The following is a 22,092-nucleotide window of genomic DNA, read 5'->3' as shown; positions in this document are numbered from 1 at the left end:
TTAAGACAGCTTAATTTTATTTTACACTGCCTTCAAAATCCCACTGCGGGCGGGCTTTGGCCACTGCGTTAGCGAAAACTCCACTGCACGCTCACCACAAAGACGGCGGGAAGAATAATTCCGCTTTCCACGCCGAAATAATCGGTAAAGTTGTACTGAAATCCATGGTAAATATAGGGAGAAAAGCCTATACCGGTCGCATCTTTAAAATCCTTGTAAGAACCATGGTCGCCGCAGTGCTCAAAGGCCGAGAAGAAAAACTCGCCAACGTAGCCATAAATTCCCTTAAATACCCAGCCGTTGCCCAGCGAGGCCCAGTCGCGGCGTACCCCGAGCGCGATGCAGCGATCGTCAAAGCTGTTTTTCATCGTTCCGGCCAGCAGGCTGTACGGAGAATCTTCGGAGAACTTGCGTTCAACGGAGGCAAACTGGTTGTCAAAACCTTCGGTGTACTGCCCGTGGTTATTCGACAGGTGGTATATCCAGGAGCCGGTATTAACCGAATAAAGGTTGATTTCATCCGCCCGTAGGGCCGTCGACGACATCAACAGCGCGGCGGCAGCCACCGCAGGCTTGATCATTTTTCTGCGCATCAACATCATCCCCTGGTTCAGGCGTCGGCCCGGCTGGATAATAAGAGTATAGAAACCGCCGATTGGCTCTGCCGGAGAAATGCGCGATTTTCTGCAAAGAGATATTTTAATGAAATTCTGGCGGGCTAATTTTAGTAATACAGCGTATTTATTCCGGTCTTCATTGTCTGATGAACAAGAATAAAATGGGGTATTTAATTAATTTTCAGGACAGGAGTTGATCGTTAATAATAAAATACCTGGCGTCTGACCAGGTATTTATGAGGTGGATTTAGCGCTGACAAATTTTTATCAACAGTTCCGCCATCCAGCGGTGGCTTCTCTCCTGGCCCGCCGTTTCATGCCACGAGAGATAGCAGGTGCGGCTGTCCATTTCTAAAGGCAGCGGCAGCAGCTGCAGCCCAAACTGCTCTTCAAACTCTTGCGCCAGCCACTCCGGCGCGATAGCCACCATATTGGTTTGCGACACAACGCTCAACACGCTGACCATCGCGTTACCATGAAAAGCGACGCACGCCTGCTGCTCTTCAGAACTGTACCAGGGGGAGCTGAAGGAGGCGTAGCGATCCAGCGCGACGGTAGCGTGCTGCTCGCGATAAATATCCTCCTCACTCAGCGGCGATGCGATACGCGGATGGTTGCACCTGGCGACCAGTACCATTTTGTCGTTGAACAGCGGGATGCTGGTAAACTCCGGATGATTGAATTTGTTGTAGTCGAGAACAAATTCCACCTCCTGATAGCGCAGCTGATTTGTCACCTGCTGACTTAGCGAAGATTTAAAGGACAGACTGACCCTGGGAGCAATCTCGCTGATTTTGTTAAAAATAAGCGGCGTCAGGTAGTTATCCAGCGGGCTACAGACGCAAAGGGTGTAGAGACGTTCGCAGTCAAGCGGGTCGAAAAGCGTGTCCGGCAGCTCATTTTGCACCAGCGACAGCGCGCGTCGAACCGAGCTAAAGAGTTGAAAGGCGCGCTCTGTCGGTTTAATGCCGCGGCCGTTACGGACAAACAGTTCATCTTTAAACAGCACCTTCAGGCGAGAGACCGCGCTGCTGACCGCAGGCTGAGACATACCCAGCGTTTGCGCCGCTTTGGTTAGGCTTTGTTCCTGCATGACGGTATCAAAAATAGTCAGCAGGTTGAGGTCGACTTTGCGCAATACCGGCTGCAGGACTTTCGGTTCAGAGGTTGGTTTAGATGTTGTATTTTCACTCATGTAGGGAACTCCACCAGCACATTAATCAGCGATTCTGCTGCGTAACACTGAGACCTTTCGCCAAAGGAAAAAAATAGGCAGATAAATCACCATCGGCCCCAGCAGCCATGTGTTATCGGTTTCCAGCAGCACGCTCAAATGTATGAAACTTATTATCAAAATGGTAAACAGCAGAAGAATATGAAACGTATTATGTTTTCTGGAGAAAACGGCATAGCGGTAAAGCATTCATTTTTCCTTCGTTCACTCCTTGAACAGCGGAGAATACCATATAAAAAGTGATGAAATTTCTGAAAAATACGCGACTTAATCCTAATAAGTAAATTCTCATTAAAATTTTTCGCCTGGGCTTAGCTAAATCGCGAATCAGGCAGAACGCCGATATTCCTTTGCCGCTACAGGGAGTCTAAAACCGGGTAATAACTTTCCATGACGCATAGGGGCTAAAGAATAGAAATTATTTCACAGAAAATAGTCACGTATATGCAGCAATAGCCGGAAGGAGGCGAAGGCGGTGGGCGAAATAAAATTGTGCGGAAGCGGGAAGCGCTCTGTTAACGCGCTAAGTCGATATTGGGCCGCCATCGAGGCCTCGAACCCCGTTCCCTACAACGTATGTCGTTCGCTCTTCCAGATGAGCTAATGGCGGTCAGGCGCTAATCAGTAAAGTTCAGCAGTGGCGTGCCGATACCAATTAGCGACGCGAATACTAGCCAGTCGGTTGGACGGAGTAAATAATATAAATGTACGAAATATCTGAATCGTCCCTCTCAGCGCCGGCCGATACGGGTCAAGGTTGAGGATGCAGACAAAACCTTACACGCCAGCCCCTTGTACATTGATAAGGATTGTTTATGATCCTCGGGTTCTGAAATGTCCTGGTACCCTATGCGCAACCGTCGGCTCCCTGGTAAATGGTTTTTGATACTGACCTGCTTCGTCATGGCATTCTGCCTTGTTCAGCGGGCGGCCTATCTGCACCATTTTTTGGCGGACGCCAGCGCCCAGGCGCAGGAGAGCGTTCTCAGCGCACAGGCCCAGCAGCCCTCTTCAGAGGAGGCTGAGCAAGGGCCTTCGCCCTGCCAGCTGAGCGCCAAATCCTTGCTCTGCACGCAGCCGCTTTTCTTCGATGGCGCATTGCCGGCCGTTCTTTTATTCCTTACCCTGCTTCAGCTGCTCGCCGCGGGCCGTCCGGTGGTTTTGCGGGACGATCCCGTTCGTCCGCCCACGCTGCGAATACATCTCAAAAACTGCGTTTTCCGTGAGTGAAAAAATCGTTCTTAGACGATTAGTTTTTTAATTCACGGAGAAAAAAATGCTGAATATCTTCAGGGGCTTCGTCTTCCTGTTACTGACCTGCGCGGGCGTTGCCCACGGGGCGGACACAGGATGGCTGACATCCCCGCAACACGACCACGCCCGGATCCGCTTCCAGGCGGAAAAAGGCAAAGATCGGATCGACGGACTGCTCTCTATTGAGCTGGCTTCCGGCTGGAAAACCTACTGGCGCTCGCCGGGTGAAGGCGGCGTCGCCCCGCAAATAATCTGGAACAACGGCGAACGGGCGCGGTGGTACTGGCCTACCCCGTCAAGATTCAAGATTTCCGGCCTGACGACCCAGGGCTACCACGACCGGGTGGCGATCCCGATGACGATCGCCGCCGCCCCCGGCGACGTGCTGGAAGGCATGCTTACGCTGTCGACCTGCAGCAACGTCTGTCTGCTGACCGACTACCGGCTGCATCTCGATTTCAATCAGCCCGCGGACGGCGAGTTCCGGAACGCCTTTGCCCGGGCCATGCGCGCTGTCCCGGCGGATAACGGGGTGACGAACGATCTCGCCGCGCATCTGGTCGGTAGCCAGTTGGTCATCACCGCGACCACGACCGGCGAATGGAAAAATCCCGGGGTCTATTTTGACCCTATGGACGGGGGGATTGTGGCCGGCGATCCGGAGATTCGCGCCGAGGGCGACCGCCTCAAGGTGACGGTGCCGGTCACCGATGAATGGGGAGAAATACCCGCCACGCTGGCGGGAAAAGCACTGTCGTTGGTGCTGACAAATGGCGAAAAAGCGCAGCAGATAAACCTTACGACTGGCGCCGATCTCGCGCCAACGGCGACGGTTAGTCTCGGGAAAATAGTGCTTTTCGCGCTGCTCGGCGGCGTCATCCTCAACCTGATGCCCTGCGTGTTGCCGGTGATGGGCATGAAGCTCAGCGCGGTGCTGCAGGCCGGGGCCGATCGGGGCAGGGTCCGGCTGCGCTTTCTGGCCACCAGCGCGGGCATCCTGACCTCGTTTGCCCTGCTGGCGCTGATGGTGATGATACTCAAGCTCACCGGCGCCTCGCTGGGCTGGGGGATCCAGTTCCAGAATCCCTGGTTTATCGGCGTAATGGTTGCCGTCACCTTTCTCTTCGCGCTGAATCTGTTCGGGATAGTCGAGATGCTGCTTCCCTCGGCAGCCGTTAGCCGGATGGCGACCGCCGGCGGCGCCGGGATAGCGGGGAGTTTCTGCGAGGGCGTTTTTGCCACTCTGCTGGCAACGCCCTGCTCGGCCCCCTTCCTGGGCACGGCGGTCGCTTTCGCGCTTGCCGCCCCGTTTCATGAGCTGTGGCTGATTTTCATGGTGCTCGGACTGGGCATGGCTGCGCCGTGGCTGTTCGTCGCCCTGTTCCCGCAAACCGCCGCCCTGCTCCCCCGCCCTGGCCGCTGGATGAACAGCCTGAAAATGGCGCTTGGCGTCATGATGCTGGCTTCCAGCTTCTGGCTGACGACGCTGCTCGGCGTTCACCTCGGCGAGACCTCCAGCGTCGTGATGACGTTGACTCTCACCGTGGCGGCCCTGATCGCCTTGTTAGTCGCCCATCAGCGAACGACTCCCGCCTTCTGGCTGGTGGTTATCGCCCTGGCGGCGTATGGCGGCTTTCAGGTTCGCGGTCTGCTGGCGCAGGGTTCCACCGTCTCGTCGCCGCAGGCTAACGCTCAGCAAATTCGCTGGCAGCCCCTTAGCGAGGAGGCCATCCGCAGCGCGCGGGCTGAAGGCAAACGGGTGTTTATCGATATCTCCGCCGACTGGTGCGTAACGTGCAAAGTGAATGAACTCCGGGTGTTAAATCAGCCCGCCATTATCCGCGCGCTGGCTCAGCCCGATGTCGTGGCGCTGCGCGGCGACTGGAGCAAGCCTTCTGAGCCGATCGCCCGTTTCCTGCAGAGCCGCAATCGCTACGCCATTCCCTTCAACCAGGTCTACGGTCCGGGCCAGCCGCAGGGAGAAATGCTGCCGCCGCTGCTCGATCAACAAACCGTCCTCAAGGCCCTCAATCGTGCCAAAGGTTAAATTAACGATGAAAAAAACGCTGCTCACCCTCGCTCTCCTCCCGGCATCTTTGACGGCTGCGGCGTCTTCGCCGCTTACGCCGGCGCAGGAGGCCCGCGTGCAGGAACTGGTTCAGGAGACGCTAATCGGCCATCCTGAAATTTTGATCGCCGCGGCCGAAAAACTCGATCGGCAGAATGCCCAGGCCGGACAGGAATCGTTAAAGCAGGTACTGTCGCAGGACGGCGAGTTTATCTTTCACGACCCCAACTCACCGCGAATCGGCGCGCAAAATCCGAAGCTGACGCTGGTCGTCTTTACCGATCATAACTGCCCGTATTGTAAAAAGTTTGACCCCTATCTGGAGAAGATTGTGGAAAAATACCCGGACGTTGCGGTGATCTTTAAGTTTCTGCCCTGGCGCTCCGAAAGCTCAATGACCGCGGCCAGGGATGCGCTCACCCTGTGGCGCACGCATCCTGAACAGTTTGTTAAATTTAACCCTATCCTGATGGCGAAAAAGGGGTATCACGACAGTGTCAGCATTGAGCAGGCAAAAAAGAAGGCGGGGGTCATGGCGGCTCAGCCGGATGCGCAAAGCCTGGAGACGATTAAGCGCAGCTTTGCTGTCGCCGAAAAGCTTGGCATTCAGGGAACGCCGGCCACGCTTATCGGCGATGAGATGCTCTCAGGCTGGATCCCCTGGGAGCAATTTGATGCCACAATCGGCGACGCGCTGAAAAAACAGTAACCCACGTCAGGGGGAGCGATCCCCCTGCATTGCGAGGCGATATGATGAAATACTTTTTACTGCTGGCGGCCTGGATGATGCCGGGCCTGGCGCTTGCCGAGGGGGCTATCCCCCAGATAGTTAAAAATTTTGGTGAACAGCAAGGAATCAAAATTATTAAGGAGATAGATTCCCCCGGCGGCGTGAAAGGCTGGGTCGGTCAGTATCAGGATATGGGAGTGACCCTGTTTTTGACGCCGGACGGGAAGCACGTTATTTCCGGGTATCTTTACGATGATAAAGGGCAAAACCTCAGCGAGGGGTACTTCAAAGAAGCGATCTATATCCCGTTAGGCCGCGAAATGTGGAAGAAGCTGAACGATGCCCGGCCGCTCAAGGAAGGCGCTGATTCCACTGCCAGAAAAGTGATTGTCTTCGCCGATCCGTTCTGCCCCTACTGCAAGTCGTTCTGGTCAGCGGCGCAGCCGTGGGTAAAAGCCGGTAAGGTCCAGCTGAATACCCTGCTGGTTGCCTTTCTCAACCCGAAAAGCGGCCAATACGCCACGGCAATCCTGAATGCCAAAGATCCGGTAGCCGCCTGGCAAGAGTATGAACTCTCCGGCGGCAAAAAACTCCCGCGCTTTGACGGCGTGACGCCGCGCGAAACCTTTAATCTTCTTCAGCATAACCAAAAGCTGATGGATGATTTGGGCGCCAGCGCGACGCCGGCTATCTATTACATGAATGAACAGAACGAGCTCCAGCAGGTGATCGGCATGCCCGATAAGAAGCAGTTGGTGGAGATGTTCGGGCCTGAGCCCTGATGCAGAGCGGGCGTCCCGCGGGGCGCCTTGCTAACCCAGGACTGACTGCGTATTTTTACTCTTACGCTGCCCGTCCGGGCATTCAACGCTTGAATGAATGAGGAATAATGGAACGCTTATTTGTCTACGGCACGCTGCGTCCGGGCCACTCGAATGCCCATATTATGGACAACATTGGCGGTGAGTGGCAGCCCGGCTATGTGAAGGGGCTGTTTTATGAACGCGGCTGGGGAGCGGCGGCGGATTTTCCGGGGATCGTGCTCGACAACAACGGGCCTCGGGTCGACGGCTATCTGTTCCTGTCCGCGAATCTTAGCGTCCACTGGCCGATGCTGGATGCGTTTGAAGAGGGCTACGATCGCGTTGCCGTGGACGTTACCACGGAAGACGGCCAGCGCGTGACCGCCTGGATCTATCAGCTACAGCCGAAGGTCGCAGCGTAATCCCCTTTCGCCCCGCGTCTGCGGGGCGTCGCTCAGCCCAGGTTTAGACGTCGCGCCAGCCCATTGCCGGCGCAACGTGCTTCAGTATGGACTCAATCACGTGGGCGTTATACTCCACGCCCAGCTGGTTCGGCACCGTCAGCAACAGCGTATCCGCTTAGGCAATCGCCTCGTCCTGCTTCAGCTGTTCGACCAGCTTGTCCGGCTCCGCGGCGTAGCTGCGGCCAAAAATGGCGCGAGTCTTCTCGTCGAGGAAACCTATCGAATCGCTCTCGTCACAGCCTGAACCGAAATACATCCGGTCACGATCGTTCATCAGCGCGAAAATGCTGCGGCTGACCGAAACCCGCGGCGTGCGCGTATGGCCCGCTTCTGCCCAGGCCTCGCGGTAGGCGCGGATCTGTTTCGCCTGCTGAATATGGAACGGTTCGCCGGTTTCATCGTCTTTCAGCGTCGAACTTTGCAGATTCATCCCCAGCTTTGCCGCCCACCTTGCCGTCGCATTCGAACCGGCGCCCCACCAGATTCGCTCGCGCAGCCCTGCAGAATAAGGCTCAAGCCGCAGCAGGCCCGGCGGATTGGGGAACATGGGCTGCGGGTTAGGTTTCGCAAACCCCTCTCCGCGCAGCGCGTCCAGCAACACTTCGGTATGGCGGCGCGCCATGTCGGACTCGTTTTCGCCTTCTCCGGGAACATAGCCAAAATAGCGCCAGCCGTCGATCACCTGCTCCGGCGAGCCGCGGCTGATACCCAGCTGTAAACGGCCGCCGGAAATTAAATCCGCCGCGCCCGCATCCTCGGCCATATACAGCGGGTTTTCGTAGCGCATATCAATAACGCCGGTGCCGATTTCAATACGTTTGGTTTTCGCCCCGACCGCAGCCAGCAGGGGAAACGGCGAACTGAGCTGGCGGGCGAAATGGTGCACCCTGAAATAGGCGCCATCCGCGCCCAGTTCTTCGGCGGCAACGGCCAGATCGATGGATTGCAGCAGCGCGTCAGCGGCCGAGCGCGTCCCGGACTGCGGCGACGGCGTCCAGTGACCAAATGACAAAAAGCCAATCTTTTTCATGACGTGGGTATCCTGGTTGGCGGGGAGGTCGTCGGCAGGTGGCGCATAATGAAACGTGTCTGCCGCGTTATGCCTCTACTCTACGCATAACCAGGTGAGAATAAATATCGTTTGTTTAACCGAATGCTTCAAATAAATTGATTGAGTCTGCGCGACGCCACAGACCGCGGCCCGGGCGATAAACACGGGCTCACAGGCCGAATATCGCCTCAATTTCAATTTTGAGATCCGCAGAAAACAGGCGGCTGACTTCAACGAGCGAGCTGGCGGGTAAGCAATCGCCGTAGTTCCGGTAAAGCACTTTGCGCAGCTCGTCGAGCTCATCAAAAGAAGTGATAAAGATCGTGACTTTGATAAGAGACGAAAAATCGATGCCTTCGGCCTGGGCAACGGTTCGTATCTGGGTAAAAATCTCCTCCGCCTGGGCGGCAATACCGTCGTGCTGCGCTCGGGTACCGAACGCGGTGAGCCCAGAAATATAAAGCGTGTTTCCGTGCTTAACCGAATGAACGTAGGGAGCCTTGACCTCGCCCAGTTCAGGGTAATTTTTTCGTACTATCTGACTCATACCGATATCCTTATTTTACAAGAAACTGACTTGCCTCACTCGTTCGGCGGTCTTGTCGTCATTCATTAGCCAGTCGCTAAACAGCGGCTGGCTAATGGCCCGCGCTTTTCATGGCATCCTGCCTGCCCGGATTGCACGGCTCTTTTGTATCCGGAAGATAAAATTTTCCGGACGAGTCAGGCTGCGTTCCGCCGGGGCAACCATCGCGCCCAGACGCGGTCGCGCTGCCATCAGAGCCATTGCCCCCATCCGAGTTATCCCCATTCCCGCCGTCGCCGCCATTACCGCCGTTAGCGGCATAGGCTGAGCATGCGCACAGCATGAAGAAACACACCAAAAAGCGTCTGACCATCACCATCCCCTGTCATCGGATTTAAACACAGACTAAAAACAGGTGAATTGTACTCGCTTCCAGAATCCGTTGAACGCATTTCTGCCGCATCGCCGGATAAGAAAAACCGTACGCGACGCGACGATCGTTATGCTCAGGGACAGGGCATGGAATAAGGCAGGAATAATCCAGGGGCAGGCCGTCGCGATATCGCCAGCACGGCTTTCGCTATCGCGGCCGTAACGCTATAAATCGTTATTTATCGCACAGGGTGACGTGGGTGGCAGCAGGGCCCTTGTCATCTCTATGGAGTATGGCATATTCAACTTTCTGGCCTTCAAACAGGGTATTAAAATTATCACCACGAAGCGCCGAGCAATGGACCGAGATATCTTTACTGCCATCGAGAGGTGAAATGAAACCAAATCCCTTTGACTCATTATACCACTTGACCAGACCTTTAATTCTTGAGGACATACTGACTCCAGTTGCACATCAGGTAATTGACAGAAAACGTGTCGGATTAAACGTATGGACTCAAAAGAAAGGGGGTATCAGCGATAGCGCCTGGTAATGAGAACGGGCCGGTAAAATTTTTAAGCTCATGCGTTTTTTCGGATTAATAATTTCATTAATGCATAAATACCATTAATAAGCAAATGAAATTTTAGCCGTCCAGATGCCCCGCTGGGGATAAAATAATGAGAAATGGCCTTAAATTTATTGCGCTGCGACTCATGATATAGCTTCACCGCCGCGTGAGCCTGTTCGGAAAAATAAAAGAACATCCCTCCAGATTTATCCACGTCACCATAGCCAAAACCTTGGCTAACCAATGAAATAATGGATTTTATTATCATTAAACCATCAACAAGGCGCTGGCGAATCACTCCCCCCTCTTTCCGTATTAGTCTCCGTCCCGGCAATATCAATTGAAATAAGTCTTGCTATCCGCGGTGAAGTATGTGACTAATGATTGGTCGGTTAAGTACACAGACATAATAAAGCGGTTTAGTAAAGCAGTCCTCATCTCAAGTGTTATCCGTTGATAATTCTTCCTTTTGAGTCTCCTTATCGTTATTAATTAGATTCTGTGCGAAACCTTTTTTCGCCGTAAGGCTCAGATATGTTGAGGTATTATCAATGTCTAATAAAATGACTGGTTTAGTAAAATGGTTTAATGAGTCGAAAGGCTTTGGTTTCATCACCCCGGACAACGGTAGCAAAGATGTGTTTGTACATTTTTCTGCTATCCAGAGCGGCGGTTTTAAGACCCTGAACGAAGGCCAGAAAGTCGAATTCACCATTGAAGATGGCCAGAAAGGCCCTTCAGCGGGTAACGTCTACGCCATCTAAGCTGCGCTTTATTCACTGGCGGTAGATTTCAGCTTCGCTGCTGATGATGGACTCACGCCAGTTCAAAAACCCTGACATCATGTCGGGGTTTTTTCGTTGTGTCGCGAGGCAACGGATCCCGCGGGTTAAAACCGATGGTTATTGTATTGGCTGCCGCTGATGAAATTCCTGACCAAATCACAATGCGTCTTTATTTCACTATTTGAATCAACGAAATTCATCTTCCCCACCTTGTTTAACGAGCTTGCCCCATTTTAACGCCCCCGCAAACTATGACTCCCACCAGGTCGAAATTTTTAAATTCGGCGACGGAAATAAAACACCTTAGAACAATAGCGCATTAAGTTATGAATAATATTTGCAACACGCCATGATTTAAGTAAACAGCTTAGGTATCAGTAAATAACATTCAGGCATGAGTTAAACCAAAAAATAATAATGCACTGATAACAAACTCCGTTATCGTGTTCGCGTAATACGTTGTTTTTCAGAAATGACTTTCTCATCAGGGTAAAAATATGCCAAGAAAAATTCATAGATTGCTATTGTCGCTGGCGATCGCCGCCGCGCCTTTTTTCAGCCATGCCGAAGAGTCCACCTGGGATCATATTAAGCAATCGGGCGAACTGCGCATCGGAGTCGCGCAGGGGGAACCGTGGTATTTTAAAGATCCAGCCACCGGTCAGTGGAACGGCATTGGCTATAACGTAGGTAAAGTACTGGCAAAAGATTTAGGCGTAAAACTGGTGCCGGTGGAAACCACCTGGGGGAATGCGGTCGCCGCGCTGCAGGCCGGACAGATTGATACCATGCTGGTGCTGGACCCCACCGATGAACGCCGCAAAGCCGCCGACTTTTCCGACCAGCCCTTCCTCTGGTATGCGCAGGGGGTCCTGATCCGCGACGGCGTGAAGGCCGAGAGCTGGGAAGATCTTAATCGCCCGGATATTAAGATTGGCGTCACACTCGGCAGCAGCCCGGATCTGATACTGACCAAAAAATTACCCAAAGTGCAGCTGGTGCGCTTTACCAATATGGATGAAGGCGTCGCAGCCTTCTACGCCGGACGCGTCGACGCCCTCTCGTACGTTCACCCGGCGCTAGCGCTGCAGCAGGCAAAAGTGCACAAAGGCAACCTGATTCTGCCAAAACCGATTATTGCCATCAGCACCGGCGGCGCGCTGCGCAAAGAGAGCGATCCCCGCTTCCGCAACTTCCTGAATGAAGAGTTTGCCAAAATTTACCAGTCGGGACAGAGCAACCAGTTTTATGAAGACGCCCTTAAGCTACGCGGTGTGGATATCAGCAAAGTGCCCTCGGTGATTAAAGAAGAGTGGAAATGAGCGATTAATCTCCTGGCGCGGGCAGAAGCGGCGCGATTGCCGCGCCAATGTCCGCGCAGCGTTCCATATCCAGCAGAGCGTCAATCAGCCGCGCTGCCCGCGGAGCGCTGAGGCGTGATGACAGGTTGGCCACGCATTTATCAACGATCCGCTGTTCCGGCAGCGGATTTTCTGCGCACCCCGGCGGGAAGTCGATACGCTCTCCGGCGATCGTCCTTCCCTTTAGCACAATTTCCACGCGCGCGGCGGGACGGCGATGCTGCAGCATCAGCTGTTCAAAGGTCTCATCGGCGATAATTTCAACCCGGTCAGCAAAGGCAAGGAGTGGCGCCGCGCCGCGCGTCCGATCGCTGCTCCACTGATGACGCGCGATTTTAAACGCCAGGCAGGCTATCGCCAGCGGCAGACTGAACTGCGCATCGGTATTGCTGACGGGACGCGCGTCGGCGAAAAAACGCGCCAGGGTGAAACTCCCATAGACGCGTATCCGCTCAATCGACTCTGCCGACGGAATATGCTCCAGCAGACGCTCAAACGACGCCAGCGCCGTATGCATCCAACGGCATACCGGATAGTCTTTGAAACTGGCGTGCCTGAGCTGCCAGTGCGTCGCCAGATTCTCCGTCAGCCGTTCTGGCTGAAAGCGGTCGGAGCCTGACATCCGCCAGAACCCCTGTTCGCCATCAAGTATCTCGCGCGGCCCCACTATCCCCGCGAGGTGTAGCTCCACCGCGCGTACGCCGGCCTCTGCCGCCGGCGCATTGTAATCCTTAAACGAAACCAGTGGACGCGCCTGCCAGTTGTACTTATGCAACGTGGGCAAAGGGGTTAACGAGGCGGCCAGTCCCAGGCTATTTTCCAGCCCCGCGGCATCGCAGCCGCGCAGTAAACCATACGCCACCGCCGCCCCCAGCGATTCGTGCTGGCACACGCCATACACTTGTTGAAACCTTTCAGGACTCGGCTGCTGAGAGATAATCACGCGGCTGTTGATTTCCCAGGCCGCCACCAGAGAGGTCAGCAACGCCCCGCCGCTGACCGGCCCACCCTGGCCCACCGCGGCCAGCGCCCCGGCCACCAGCGTGGCGCCGGGATGCCCCATCCCCCGCCCGGCGACTTCAAAACCATCGTCATAATCCAGCGCGTTTATCGCAGCGGCGTTAAGGAACGCGGCGCCGCTGGCGGAGAGCGGAGTTCCACCGTCAAGCGCCACGCTTCTGCCCGTCGCGTACTGGCTCCGAATAACCCGCGCGCTTTTACGCAGCACGCTGTCTTCGCCGCCGGCAATGCCGCAGCCCAGGCTATCGATAAAATGCAGAGCGATCCTGGCTTTCACCGACGCCGGTATCGCAGCCGGAGTGAGTTCGCCGGCAAAACGCGCCAGCGTAGCGGTTAAAGAATCAAAGTTTGGCATTGCTTTCTCGCGTAAATATTTATAACCAAAAGAGATAATAGCAATGGTTTTTATTATTTAATTATCACATTTCGCTACTGCTAAGATGATGTCGTTCTAAAACCATCACCATCGTTTTGCGTTTTTCAGGGGTTCCAGAACTATGTCGTATCAATGGGATTTTGCCGCCATCTGGCCATATCGCATGCTGTTGCTGGAGGGGCTGTGGGGTACCATTCAGATCGGCGTCACCAGTATTTTATTCGGCATGCTGGCCGGCATTGCGCTGGCGTTGATGAAGGCCTCGCCGCTAACGCTCTTCCGTATGCCGGCGCTGATACTGATCGGCTTTTATCGTAATACTCCCGCGATTGTCCACTTCTTCTGGATCTACTACGCTCTGCCAATCGTCAGCCCGCTGACGCTCTCGCCGTTCGCTGCCGCTGTACTGGCGCTCTCCGCCCAGTCGGCCGCGTTTTATGCCGAAGTTTACCGCGGCGGCATCCAGTCGATCGGCGCCGGACAATGGGAAGGGGCGAAGGCGTTGGGCATGTCGCGCGCCACCGCGCTCCGACGGGTTATTTTCCCTCAGGCGCTGCGCAGAATGATTCCTCCTTTCCTTGAGCGTTCTTTCGAACTGCTCAAATCCACCGCCCTTGCTTCGTCTCTGGCGTACAGCGAGCTGCTGTATCAGGCGATGCAAATCAACAGTCAGACTTACCGGCCCCTGGAAGTGTATTCGCTCATCGCGGTGATGTACTTCACCCTGCTGCTGATTATCAGCCAGGGCAGCCAGCTGCTTGAACGACGCCTTGCCGTCTCCGACACACGTTAACGAGAGAACAACCATGCATTATCAGTGGGACTTTTCCCTTGTCTGGCAAAACTTGCCGGTACTGCTGAAGGGACTGGGCGTTACGCTGGAGCTATGGCTGCTGGCGGGAATTGTCGGCACGCTGCTCGGGCTTGCCGTTGGCGTCGTCCGTGCCCGCGGGCCGCGCTTTTTTTATCCCCTTACCAGCGCCTTTGTCGAGGTGTTCCGCAATACGCCGGTGCTTATCCAGCTCATCTGGTTCTACTATGCCTTTCCGGTGCTGGTGGGCATTCAGTTTTCCACTTTTGGCGCCGCCGCGCTGGCGTTAACCCTGTACACCGCCGCCTACAGCACCGAAATTTTTCGCGCCGGGCTACAGTCCATCGAACGCGGACAGTGGGAAGGGGCAAAAGCCTTAGGCATGCCGCCGGGCGTGATGCTACGGCGCATCATCCTGCCGCAGGTATTTCGCCGTATGCTGCCAGCCCTGACAAACCGCATGATTGAACTGGCGAAGGTGACCTCCCTGGCCTCGATTCTCACGGTTAATGAACTGATGTATCAGGGCAGGCTGCTAAGCAGTACCTGGTATCGCCCGGTGGAGATTTTCACCGTCGTCGCCCTGCTCTATTTTGTGCTGATCTGGCCCGGAAGTTACCTGGCGGCACGACTGGAGCGCCGCTACCGTCCACATCCTTAATTTGATGAGAAAGGCCATGTCAGAGAAAAAAGTCGTCATGCGGATACGCGCCCTGCACAAACGCTTTGGTGCGCAAAGCGTGTTACAGGGCATCGATTTAGATATCTATGCCGGTGAGAAAATCGCCATCATTGGCGGCAGCGGCTCGGGTAAGAGCACCCTGCTGCGCTGTCTGAACTTTATGGAAATACCCAGCGCTGGCACCGTAGAACTGGACGGCGTTACCCTCGGTAAAATCGACAGCCGCGGTCAGCGGCGCTATAGCGAAAAACAGCTGAGCGATGTTCGCCAGCGCGTGGGGATGGTGTTTCAGCAATTTAATCTCTTCCCGCATCTGACGGTACTGCAAAATGTCAGCGAAGCCCTGATATCGGTGAAAAAGATGCGTCGCGAAGAGGCGATGCGCATTGCCCGCGCGCAGCTGGAAAAAGTGGGGCTCGGCCATAAGCATCAGGCCTGGCCCGGCAGCCTGTCCGGCGGTCAACAGCAGCGCGTCGCGATTGCTCGCGCCCTGGCAATGACGCCAGAGATAATATTGTTCGATGAGCCCACCTCGTCCCTCGACCCTGAACTCGTGGGGGAAGTCCTGCATACCATCCGTGAACTGGCAGATGAGGGACGGACGCTGCTGCTGGTCACTCATGAGCTGGGCTTTGCCTGGCATTTCGCCGATCGGGTGATTTTTATCGAAAACGGCGTGATTCATGAAATGGGCACCGCGGAAGAGGTGCTGCGCCATCCGCGCCAACCGCGCACCCAGGCCTTCCTTTCCCGTTTCGCTGAACGGGCATTTTAACCGCAAGGAAACATGATGAGTTTAGCTCTCTCCGGTCAAAGCAGTCAGGCGTACCTGCAGGATACGCGCAACGACAATGTGCAAGTGTACGTCAACGGCGAATTCGTTCATCGCGATCGCGCCACGGTTTCCGTTTTCGATTCCGGCTACGTCTGCGGCGACGGGGTCTGGGAGGGGCTGCGGCTGGTAAACGGCAAGCTGATCGCCCTTCAGGCGCATCTCGATCGCCTGTTTGCCGGGGCAGCCGCTATCCAGCTCAATATCGGCCATAGTCCTGAGGAGCTAACCGATATTATGTACAACACGCTGAAGATCAACGGTATGACGGACGGCGCCCATTTGCGGCTCATGATCACCCGCGGCAAAAAGCGCACGCCAAATCAGGACCCGCGCTTTATCCTCGGCGGCGCCACTATCGTCTGCGTGGCGGAATATAAGGTTGTTGATGAACAAGCCAAACGGCGCGGCCTTGCCCTGTTCACCTCGACCTATCGTACCAGCGCGCCGGATGTTTTCGATTTGCGTCTTAATTCCCACAGCCGCCTGAATTTGATTCAGGCGCTATTGCAGGCGCTGGATGCCGGCGCAGATGAAGCGCTGATGCTGGACCCTCATGGTTTTGTCGCCAGCTGCAATTCCACCAACTTTTTTATCATACGCCAGGGCGAGCTGTGGACCTCAAACGGCCTGTACTGCTTTAACGGTATTACCCGCCGCACGATCTTGTCACTGGCGCGCCAGCAGGGCCTCGGCGTACAGGAAAGATCCTTTACCCTTGCCGAAGCATTCACTGCGGACGAAGCTTTTGTCACCGGAACGCTGGCAGGTATTACCCCGGTAAGCAGGCTCGACGGCAGGCGCTTCGACCTCAACGAAAATCCCGTGACCCAACGCATCAGCGGCTGGTATCAGGACTATTTACAGCAGGAGGAGTCGCCGCCCGCCGACAATCGCTGGACGAAAAAAAACCCGCAGAGATAGCGCGGGTCGATTCAAGTGCAAATCCATTGACTGCAAATAACATCACAATAACCGAGCGTTATTTTATGACTTGCATCACAAAAACATCACCCCCTGTTCGGGGGGATGCTAACTTCTCCCCGGTATCTCTTTATCCGTCCCGAGCGCAACGTGAAGGGCATAAGGGACATGAAATAGCGACGCCTGCGCATTTCTGCTTCATGCTCAACTGAGATGGTCTGAGGATTTTTGCTTTTTTCGAGGCCGGATGTAAGAATCGACGAACGTTTTTGATGGGTCAACGCGTTCACTCATGCCGCCCACCGCAGGGGCATGGATATTGGCTATCGGGATAACATTGCGCCTGCATCGTTGCGATGCCCGCCCGCCATATCAAATGATGACTGCTATCTACCAGAGCCCCCCTGTATTACTGCATTCAACGGGAAACAGTATGAAGCCAAAACAAGCGGAAATTATCCGCCATTCTATGTCCCTGTTTAACAAAGAGGGGTATCAGTCGCCGAGTATTGACCGGATTTCGGAGAATGCGGGCATCTCCAAAATGACGTTCTACCGCTACTATCCGGATAAAGAGGCGCTCATTCTTGATATTTTACAGCAGAAAGAGTGTGATTTTATGCAGGCGCTGCAGGACATTACCGCGGATAAACCCACGGGGCGTGAAAAGCTGTTTGCCGTCTTTGAATACTACAATAACTGGTTCACCTGTGCGGATTTTCACGGCTGCATGTTCACCCGCGCCCTGTTTGAATACGGGACCTCGTCTCCCGCTATCCGGACGATATGTTCACAGTTTAAATCGCGCCTCTACCAGTTTTTCCGCGACATCCTCATCGGACTATTAAAACCAGAGCCTGCGGAACGGGTGGCGATGATGATGCTTATGCTGATTGATGGCGCGATTGCCGCCCAACAGGCCGAGTCATCGGAATGCCGGGAGATCCCTCCCGGTATAACGGCCTGGAGCGCGGCAAAAGCGCTTATTTATTCAGAGGGCGGTACTCTCTGATTCGCGGTCAGCGAGCGTGCGTAACGCCTCCAGCAGACAATCGTAATAATCGCAGCAAGTCTGAAGACGCAGCGCTGCGCCAGAGTAGACCTCTTCCAGCGCAGCCGGATTTTTATTGCCGATCGGCACGATAACGTTATTCAGCCATCCATCCGCGTGGCCGATATCAACCTCGATATGCTCTGAGTAATAATGGACGTCGCGATCCGATAGCCCAATACGGCGGCAACCTGTCACCAGCTTCTGGTACTGCGGCGGATCCAACAGTTCCGTCATCGCCATGACGCCAAGCGATTTGTAGTAATGCTGACGGTTAACGCCGCCCAACATAAACGCATTGTAGCCAGCGAGTCCCTGCCAGTCGTACAGATGGGCGAAATGATTTTCAGGCAACGCAATATCCCTTCGCTTCAGTAAATCCTTATACAGATTAACGTGCGTGATCTCCTGGCTGCCCTGGCCTATTTCATCCCAGAGATTCTGGGCAATCTCTGCGCGCGTTTCCGGCAGAGAACCGACCAGCCCCATTGCCACCAGATCGAAAAACAGCAGATTCAGCGCGCTATCGCTTTTGAAGAAATAGTCGATTTGCGTAGCGGAAGCGGAAGAAGCGAGAAAATCAAACAGAGGATGGTGCGAGGCCGGGTGTTTCTGACAGAGGTCACGAAGTTCCTCAACGATATTGCCGGCGTTAAGCGCAGGTGCCGGGAAAGCGAACCGTTTTTTTTCCACCCGAAGCCATTCTGTCTCGATGTAGCTTCTGATCCCGCAGAGCAAGGGATGGAACTGGTTTTTTGCCGCCGCCGATAGCGGCTCCGCCAGCCAAGCCTGGTACAGTTTAAACAGCGCGCCGTGGGCACGCTTTTTAGCCTGCGGGTCGTTGGCGGTAAAAGCCTTGATGCAGGTGTTTTCAGTCAGGTACCAGACTCTGTCGGCCAGTAGCGGATTAGCCGTAAGTTTTAGTGAAAGCGCGTTGCTGTGGAGAAGCTGATCAATCATGTCATCCAGAGAGAGCCTGGCCATTGCGGAATGCGGTTCGTTCCCGGTGAAACCATTTTCTGTCTTACGCATCGATTTATCCCTGTATAAAGCATGGTATAGATACGTTATCGTACAGATATATATGCTGCAATCAGATTTTTTGCACATGCGTAACAAAGTTTTAATTATTTGTTTTTTAAATAAAAAATAGCAAAAACCCAAAATAACAATAAAATTTAATTGATATATTAAAAAAAATAAAGTTACCATTTAGTACAGTTCGAAGCGATGCAAGGAATCAGCATGCCTTACCTGTTACTCACGCTGGCGGCCCTGTTTTGGGGAGGGAATTATGTCGTAGGGCATATTCTCGTTCAGGGCGCGGACCCGATCCTGATGACCGAAGCGAGATGGGCGTTGACCGCGATACTGTTGGTATTGCTCTATCAGCGGCAAATCCGCGACAGTCGGCTGCTGTTTCGCCAAAATGCGCCAACGCTGCTGATCTTAACGCTGTGCGGGCAGGTAAGTTTTCCCTTAACTCTCTATATTGGCCTGCAGTCGACTTCGGCGCTGAACGCAGCGATTTACATGTCTGCGACCCCCTGCATGGTGCTTATTATTAATCGGCTGATTTTCCGTGACCGGGTGTCGGCGCGTAACTGGTGGGGAGTGCTCTTTAGCACCGCAGGCGTCCTGCTGCTGCTTCTGCACGGCAACCTGACCAGCGCAGAGGGGCTAAAAGGCTTCAGCCAGGGAGATCTGTGGGCAATGGGGTCCGCACTAAGCTGGGCGGTATATTGCTCTCTGTTACGTAACAAAGATCGTCGTATCCCCGCCAACGCTTTCGTCGCCGTCAGTTCGCTTCTCGGCGCCCTTATTCTGCTTCCGGTGGTGATTTTCTGGCTGTGGCGGCACCCCGCTACCTCATTCGCTTCGTACCACGATATCTCTTTCCTGACCGGACTGGCGTACCTGGTTATTTTCCCCTCGTGGCTGGCCTACTTATTCTGGAATAAAGGCATCGCGGCCATTGGCGCCACTCGCGGGGAAATTTATACCCATATTATTCCGCTGTCTGGCGGCATATTAAGCATTCTGTTTTTACACACCCAGCCGCACCTCTATCACTTACTGAGCACGCTGCTAATTTTGACCGGGATCGCGATTTGTTCACTCGCTAAAAAAACAGCGGCGCATTAATTAATAATAACGCCACATTGTAATCCATATTAACCGAAGAGTTTAACATGCTCAGGATATACTTATACCTTATTCTCGCCGCATCGGTTTCCGCGCTGGCAACAGATATGATCGTGCCGGCGCTGCCCCTGTTACAAAAAGCGTTCCACAGCGATTATTCATCTATTCAGTTAACCATTAGCGGTTTTCTGGTGATATACGCCTGTAGCCAATTATTATCAGGGTTTATCGGCGAAAAACTGGGTAAATTACGCGTGCTGACGGCCAGCTTTTTGCTTTTCCTGGCAGGGAGCCTCCTCTGTTTTATTTCCGATAGTTTATCAATGCTGTTGGCCGGTAGGGCATTACAGGCCGTGGGCGCCGGGGCAGGACCGGTTCTGTCTAAAGCCATCGCCAAAGAGACTTTTTCTCCTCTGACGCTCAAGCGCGCCCTTTCCGATATTTCTTCCGCCAGCGCGGTGGTTCCGCTTATTGCACCGCTGGCCGGCGCCGCGATCCTCGGCCATTTGAGCTGGAACCATATCTTCCTCGTTATGGCCCTGTTTAGCGTCGTTACCCTCCTGCTGTCTCCGCGCCGCCTTGGGCATCGCGATAGCGCTGCGGCGCCCTCTTCTTCCGGGTTTATCACGCCGGCATTTATCCAGGGAACACTTCTGGTTTCACTGATCCTGAGTTCGCTGTTTTGCTATATCTCGCTGTCGCCAGCCATTTTTATGCAGCAGCTTGGGCTGAGCACAATGCACTACTCACTGCTGTTTTCCGCTTCCGTTTTATTTTTTATTATTGGCAATCAGTTCTCAAAATTTGAGCGCATAAATAATCCCTGGATTTTGTTTATCATGAATGCGCTGGCGGTCTCTCCATTTATTATCGGTTGCCACTCACTCATATTATGCATCGCTGGATCGATGATTTTTAATTTCAGCCTTGGCGCCTATTACCCGACCGCCAACTTTATCGCACTGCAAATCAAAGGTACTAAAACCGGTATTGCGGCATCAGTCACCGGTTTTATTCAAACAGTCTGCGCCGGCGCCATCAGCTATTTCGCTGTAAAACTCACGGATACCGGCCTGGGGTTTGACAGAACCCTCGGCACGAGCACGTTAACGCTGGCAATTTTATCTCTTCTGGTAGTCACGACAATGAAGGTAACGCAATGGAAAACTGGCAAAAAAGGAAAATAGATAGATCGCTAAAATATCAAACCAGGGTGTTCTCTGAACATATTAATGAACTGGTGGTAGCCAAAAGGGATGGCAAGGTCATTACCCTCGACGATGGCAGAAAAATGGTGGAATTTGTCTCATGTTCCTATCTTGGGCTGGAGACTCATCCGACGCTGAAAAAAGCGGTTATCGACGCGATTGAGCGTTTTGGCGTGCAGGTTTCCGTCGCCAGAACGCGGGTAAAAGTCGATCTGTTCCCGCAGCTGGAAGCGCGACTGAACCAAATCATGCATGGAGCTCATACCCTGACGTTTAACGCGGTGACGCCCTGCCATATCGCGGTATTACCGCTGCTGGCGTCCGGAACGCTGCCGCATTTTACGTTCAGTAAAAAACCCTATTTTATTATGGAGAAGACCGCCCACGCGACGCTGCAAATCAACCGTGGTCTTTTACAGCAGTTCGGGGACGTCGTCAGAATTGATTTCCAGGATACGGCGCGGATCGAAGAGGCCTTTCGCTATGCCGCCAGCCAGGGACTGACGCCGATCTCGGTATCAGACAGCGTAGGCTCCATGGGCGGAGTCGCCCCGGTCGCGCAGATTGTCCGCCTGGCGCATCAGTATGACGGCTACGCATATATAGACGATGCGCATGGCACCTCTATCTACGGCGACTACGGTTCGGGATATGTGATGGCATGCCTCGGCCATCGGCTTGACGAGCGTATTATTATCGCCGGATCGCTGTCTAAAGCATTTGGCTCGCACGGCGGATTTATCGCCTGTCACGCCGCAGAGACCATCAATTTTATTAAGACCTACGGCACAACCTACGCCTTTGGCGGACCGCCGTCATTACCAGGGATTGCCGCCTGCGTAGCCGCCGCCGACCTCCACCTGGACGGCACCGTCGCCGCCCGCCAGGAGAAGCTACAGAACGTTATTCGCTATTTTGACGAAGTTTTCGGCAAGACCGAAATCGTTAACCGGGGCACCACGATGCCGATTCGGGGGATCCTGATTGGTAACGAAGATCTCGCCATCACGATGTGCAAAAAGCTGCACGATCGCGGCTTCGCGACGACCGTGGCGATGTATCCGACCGTTGAAGAAGGGCACGCCATTTTGCGCTGCGCGTTGTCTGCTCTCCACGAGAGCGGGCAAATCGACGACTTCTATCGAAACTTCAGAGAGTCACTGGCTGAAGCCACGAGATAAATAGCTGCTGCCGGCCTGCTTCGTC

The 22,092-nt window shown here is 54.2% G+C and carries 22 protein-coding genes and 1 pseudogene; 15 read left to right on the top strand and 8 right to left on the bottom strand.

Annotated elements, in window-relative coordinates; all coding sequences use genetic code 11:
* Positions 1 to 68: 68 nt before the first annotated feature.
* Together BWI76_RS10465 and leuO are read right to left on the bottom strand one after the other, a co-directional pair.
* Positions 69 to 581: a hypothetical protein gene (locus BWI76_RS10465; RefSeq protein ID WP_098066853.1), complete on the bottom strand. Its 513-nt coding sequence runs from the start codon at positions 579 to 581 to the stop codon at positions 69 to 71.
* A 283-nt stretch (positions 582 to 864) separates the two neighbouring features.
* Positions 865 to 1,812 (bottom strand): transcriptional regulator LeuO, encoded by a 948-nt coding sequence (gene leuO / locus BWI76_RS10460; RefSeq protein ID WP_004871457.1) that lies wholly within the window; start codon positions 1,810 to 1,812, stop codon positions 865 to 867.
* 888 nt (positions 1,813 to 2,700) lie between these two features.
* Between leuO and BWI76_RS10445 the strand changes: the two genes are divergently transcribed.
* From BWI76_RS10445 to BWI76_RS10425, 5 genes are all read left to right on the top strand, one after another.
* Positions 2,701 to 3,081, top strand: coding sequence for a hypothetical protein (locus BWI76_RS10445; RefSeq protein ID WP_004871458.1), 381 nt, complete (start codon positions 2,701 to 2,703; stop codon positions 3,079 to 3,081).
* Positions 3,082 to 3,127: 46 nt separating this feature from the next.
* A complete protein-coding gene (locus tag BWI76_RS10440) occupies positions 3,128 to 5,152 on the top strand; it encodes a protein-disulfide reductase DsbD family protein (protein ID WP_049086929.1) in 2,025 nt (674 codons plus the stop codon).
* 7 nt (positions 5,153 to 5,159) lie between these two features.
* Complete coding sequence (locus BWI76_RS10435; protein WP_049086930.1) at positions 5,160 to 5,882, top strand: DsbA family protein; 723 nt, start codon at positions 5,160 to 5,162, stop codon at positions 5,880 to 5,882.
* 44 nt (positions 5,883 to 5,926) lie between these two features.
* Complete coding sequence (gene dsbG / locus BWI76_RS10430) at positions 5,927 to 6,685, top strand: thiol:disulfide interchange protein DsbG (RefSeq protein WP_049086931.1); 759 nt, start codon at positions 5,927 to 5,929, stop codon at positions 6,683 to 6,685.
* Between the two features lie 107 nt (positions 6,686 to 6,792).
* Positions 6,793 to 7,128, top strand: coding sequence for a gamma-glutamylcyclotransferase family protein (locus BWI76_RS10425; RefSeq protein WP_004871461.1), 336 nt, complete (start codon positions 6,793 to 6,795; stop codon positions 7,126 to 7,128).
* Positions 7,129 to 7,171: 43 nt separating this feature from the next.
* On the opposite strand, the pseudogene BWI76_RS10420 reads toward BWI76_RS10425, so the two are convergent.
* The 4 genes and pseudogenes from BWI76_RS10420 to BWI76_RS28055 all read right to left on the bottom strand — a co-directional run bounded on the left by BWI76_RS10420 (position 7,172) and on the right by BWI76_RS28055 (position 9,989).
* Positions 7,172 to 8,200 (bottom strand): annotated as a pseudogene (locus BWI76_RS10420) (LLM class flavin-dependent oxidoreductase).
* Positions 8,201 to 8,390: 190 nt separating this feature from the next.
* Positions 8,391 to 8,768, bottom strand: coding sequence for a RidA family protein (locus tag BWI76_RS10415; protein ID WP_024359614.1), 378 nt, complete (start codon positions 8,766 to 8,768; stop codon positions 8,391 to 8,393).
* Between the two features lie 586 nt (positions 8,769 to 9,354).
* The gene (locus BWI76_RS10405) at positions 9,355 to 9,576 is read right to left on the bottom strand and encodes a cold shock domain-containing protein (RefSeq protein WP_004871463.1); all 222 of its coding nucleotides are present in this window, start codon (positions 9,574 to 9,576) and stop codon (positions 9,355 to 9,357) included.
* Positions 9,577 to 9,701: 125 nt separating this feature from the next.
* On the bottom strand, positions 9,702 to 9,989 hold the full coding sequence (locus tag BWI76_RS28055; protein ID WP_004871465.1) for a hypothetical protein: 288 nt from the start codon (positions 9,987 to 9,989) through the stop codon (positions 9,702 to 9,704).
* A 253-nt stretch (positions 9,990 to 10,242) separates the two neighbouring features.
* Between BWI76_RS28055 and cspA the strand changes: the two genes are divergently transcribed.
* Positions 10,243 to 10,455 carry an RNA chaperone/antiterminator CspA gene (gene cspA / locus BWI76_RS10395; protein ID WP_004131139.1) on the top strand — a complete coding sequence of 71 codons (213 nt, stop codon included), beginning with the start codon at positions 10,243 to 10,245 and terminating at the stop codon, positions 10,453 to 10,455.
* Between the two features lie 518 nt (positions 10,456 to 10,973).
* Positions 10,974 to 11,798 carry a transporter substrate-binding domain-containing protein gene (locus BWI76_RS10390; protein ID WP_064371670.1) on the top strand — a complete coding sequence of 275 codons (825 nt, stop codon included), beginning with the start codon at positions 10,974 to 10,976 and terminating at the stop codon, positions 11,796 to 11,798.
* A gap of 4 nt (positions 11,799 to 11,802) precedes the next feature.
* Here BWI76_RS10390 and BWI76_RS10385 read toward each other — a convergent pair whose 3' ends face one another.
* Entirely contained in the window at positions 11,803 to 13,212 is a 1,410-nt protein-coding gene (locus BWI76_RS10385; RefSeq protein WP_004871472.1) for an MmgE/PrpD family protein, read from the bottom strand.
* A gap of 142 nt (positions 13,213 to 13,354) precedes the next feature.
* Here BWI76_RS10385 and BWI76_RS10380 point away from each other — a divergent pair, with 142 nt between their 5' ends.
* The 5 genes from BWI76_RS10380 to BWI76_RS10360 all read left to right on the top strand — a co-directional run bounded on the left by BWI76_RS10380 (position 13,355) and on the right by BWI76_RS10360 (position 17,494).
* Positions 13,355 to 14,026: an amino acid ABC transporter permease gene (locus tag BWI76_RS10380; RefSeq protein WP_004871474.1), complete on the top strand. Its 672-nt coding sequence runs from the start codon at positions 13,355 to 13,357 to the stop codon at positions 14,024 to 14,026.
* 13 nt (positions 14,027 to 14,039) lie between these two features.
* The gene (locus BWI76_RS10375) at positions 14,040 to 14,705 is read left to right on the top strand and encodes an amino acid ABC transporter permease (RefSeq protein ID WP_004871476.1); all 666 of its coding nucleotides are present in this window, start codon (positions 14,040 to 14,042) and stop codon (positions 14,703 to 14,705) included.
* Positions 14,706 to 14,721: 16 nt separating this feature from the next.
* On the top strand, positions 14,722 to 15,501 hold the full coding sequence (locus tag BWI76_RS10370) for an amino acid ABC transporter ATP-binding protein (RefSeq protein ID WP_004871478.1): 780 nt from the start codon (positions 14,722 to 14,724) through the stop codon (positions 15,499 to 15,501).
* 15 nt (positions 15,502 to 15,516) lie between these two features.
* Positions 15,517 to 16,482 carry an aminotransferase class IV gene (locus BWI76_RS10365; RefSeq protein ID WP_004871480.1) on the top strand — a complete coding sequence of 322 codons (966 nt, stop codon included), beginning with the start codon at positions 15,517 to 15,519 and terminating at the stop codon, positions 16,480 to 16,482.
* Positions 16,483 to 16,915: 433 nt separating this feature from the next.
* A complete protein-coding gene (locus BWI76_RS10360; protein ID WP_004871483.1) occupies positions 16,916 to 17,494 on the top strand; it encodes a TetR/AcrR family transcriptional regulator in 579 nt (192 codons plus the stop codon).
* Here BWI76_RS10360 and BWI76_RS10355 read toward each other — a convergent pair.
* A complete protein-coding gene (locus tag BWI76_RS10355; protein WP_004871485.1) occupies positions 17,474 to 18,565 on the bottom strand; it encodes an iron-containing redox enzyme family protein in 1,092 nt (363 codons plus the stop codon). The two genes, BWI76_RS10360 and BWI76_RS10355, sit on opposite strands and share 21 nt — an antisense overlap.
* 213 nt (positions 18,566 to 18,778) lie before the next feature.
* Here BWI76_RS10355 and BWI76_RS10350 point away from each other — a divergent pair, with 213 nt between their 5' ends.
* The 3 genes from BWI76_RS10350 to BWI76_RS10340 are packed head-to-tail and all read left to right on the top strand — an operon-like array spanning position 18,779 to position 22,067.
* Positions 18,779 to 19,678: a DMT family transporter gene (locus tag BWI76_RS10350; protein WP_004871486.1), complete on the top strand. Its 900-nt coding sequence runs from the start codon at positions 18,779 to 18,781 to the stop codon at positions 19,676 to 19,678.
* Between the two features lie 47 nt (positions 19,679 to 19,725).
* On the top strand, positions 19,726 to 20,865 hold the full coding sequence (locus BWI76_RS10345; protein ID WP_049085432.1) for an MFS transporter: 1,140 nt from the start codon (positions 19,726 to 19,728) through the stop codon (positions 20,863 to 20,865).
* Positions 20,838 to 22,067 (top strand): aminotransferase class I/II-fold pyridoxal phosphate-dependent enzyme, encoded by a 1,230-nt coding sequence (locus BWI76_RS10340; protein ID WP_004871491.1) that lies wholly within the window; start codon positions 20,838 to 20,840, stop codon positions 22,065 to 22,067. Before BWI76_RS10345 ends, BWI76_RS10340 begins: the two co-directional genes overlap by 28 nt.
* The last annotated feature ends 25 nt before the right edge of the window (positions 22,068 to 22,092 follow it).

Origin of the sequence: Klebsiella sp. M5al, assembly GCF_002090195.1 — a bacterium.
GTDB lineage: Bacteria > Pseudomonadota > Gammaproteobacteria > Enterobacterales > Enterobacteriaceae > Klebsiella > Klebsiella grimontii.
Note: the sequence above shows the minus strand (reverse complement) of the source record. Positions and strands in the feature narration are given on the sequence as shown.

Bases quoted from the DNA above. Each gene is read 5' to 3' on its own strand.
- BWI76_RS10465 (WP_098066853.1), bottom strand. From the start codon at position 581: ATGATCAAGCCTGCGGTGGCTGCCGCCGCGCTGTTGATGTCGTCGACG.
- leuO (WP_004871457.1), bottom strand. From the start codon at position 1,812: ATGAGTGAAAATACAACATCTAAACCAACCTCTGAACCGAAAGTCCTG.
- BWI76_RS10445 (WP_004871458.1), top strand. From the start codon at position 2,701: ATGCGCAACCGTCGGCTCCCTGGTAAATGGTTTTTGATACTGACCTGC.
- BWI76_RS10440 (WP_049086929.1), top strand. From the start codon at position 3,128: ATGCTGAATATCTTCAGGGGCTTCGTCTTCCTGTTACTGACCTGCGCG.
- BWI76_RS10435 (WP_049086930.1), top strand. From the start codon at position 5,160: ATGAAAAAAACGCTGCTCACCCTCGCTCTCCTCCCGGCATCTTTGACG.
- dsbG (WP_049086931.1), top strand. From the start codon at position 5,927: ATGAAATACTTTTTACTGCTGGCGGCCTGGATGATGCCGGGCCTGGCG.
- BWI76_RS10425 (WP_004871461.1), top strand. From the start codon at position 6,793: ATGGAACGCTTATTTGTCTACGGCACGCTGCGTCCGGGCCACTCGAAT.
- BWI76_RS10415 (WP_024359614.1), bottom strand. From the start codon at position 8,768: ATGAGTCAGATAGTACGAAAAAATTACCCTGAACTGGGCGAGGTCAAG.
- BWI76_RS10405 (WP_004871463.1), bottom strand. From the start codon at position 9,576: ATGTCCTCAAGAATTAAAGGTCTGGTCAAGTGGTATAATGAGTCAAAG.
- cspA (WP_004131139.1), top strand. From the start codon at position 10,243: ATGTCTAATAAAATGACTGGTTTAGTAAAATGGTTTAATGAGTCGAAA.
- BWI76_RS10390 (WP_064371670.1), top strand. From the start codon at position 10,974: ATGCCAAGAAAAATTCATAGATTGCTATTGTCGCTGGCGATCGCCGCC.
- BWI76_RS10385 (WP_004871472.1), bottom strand. From the start codon at position 13,212: ATGCCAAACTTTGATTCTTTAACCGCTACGCTGGCGCGTTTTGCCGGC.
- BWI76_RS10380 (WP_004871474.1), top strand. From the start codon at position 13,355: ATGTCGTATCAATGGGATTTTGCCGCCATCTGGCCATATCGCATGCTG.
- BWI76_RS10375 (WP_004871476.1), top strand. From the start codon at position 14,040: ATGCATTATCAGTGGGACTTTTCCCTTGTCTGGCAAAACTTGCCGGTA.
- BWI76_RS10370 (WP_004871478.1), top strand. From the start codon at position 14,722: ATGTCAGAGAAAAAAGTCGTCATGCGGATACGCGCCCTGCACAAACGC.
- BWI76_RS10365 (WP_004871480.1), top strand. From the start codon at position 15,517: ATGAGTTTAGCTCTCTCCGGTCAAAGCAGTCAGGCGTACCTGCAGGAT.
- BWI76_RS10360 (WP_004871483.1), top strand. From the start codon at position 16,916: ATGAAGCCAAAACAAGCGGAAATTATCCGCCATTCTATGTCCCTGTTT.
- BWI76_RS10355 (WP_004871485.1), bottom strand. From the start codon at position 18,565: ATGCGTAAGACAGAAAATGGTTTCACCGGGAACGAACCGCATTCCGCA.
- BWI76_RS10350 (WP_004871486.1), top strand. From the start codon at position 18,779: ATGCCTTACCTGTTACTCACGCTGGCGGCCCTGTTTTGGGGAGGGAAT.
- BWI76_RS10345 (WP_049085432.1), top strand. From the start codon at position 19,726: ATGCTCAGGATATACTTATACCTTATTCTCGCCGCATCGGTTTCCGCG.
- BWI76_RS10340 (WP_004871491.1), top strand. From the start codon at position 20,838: ATGGAAAACTGGCAAAAAAGGAAAATAGATAGATCGCTAAAATATCAA.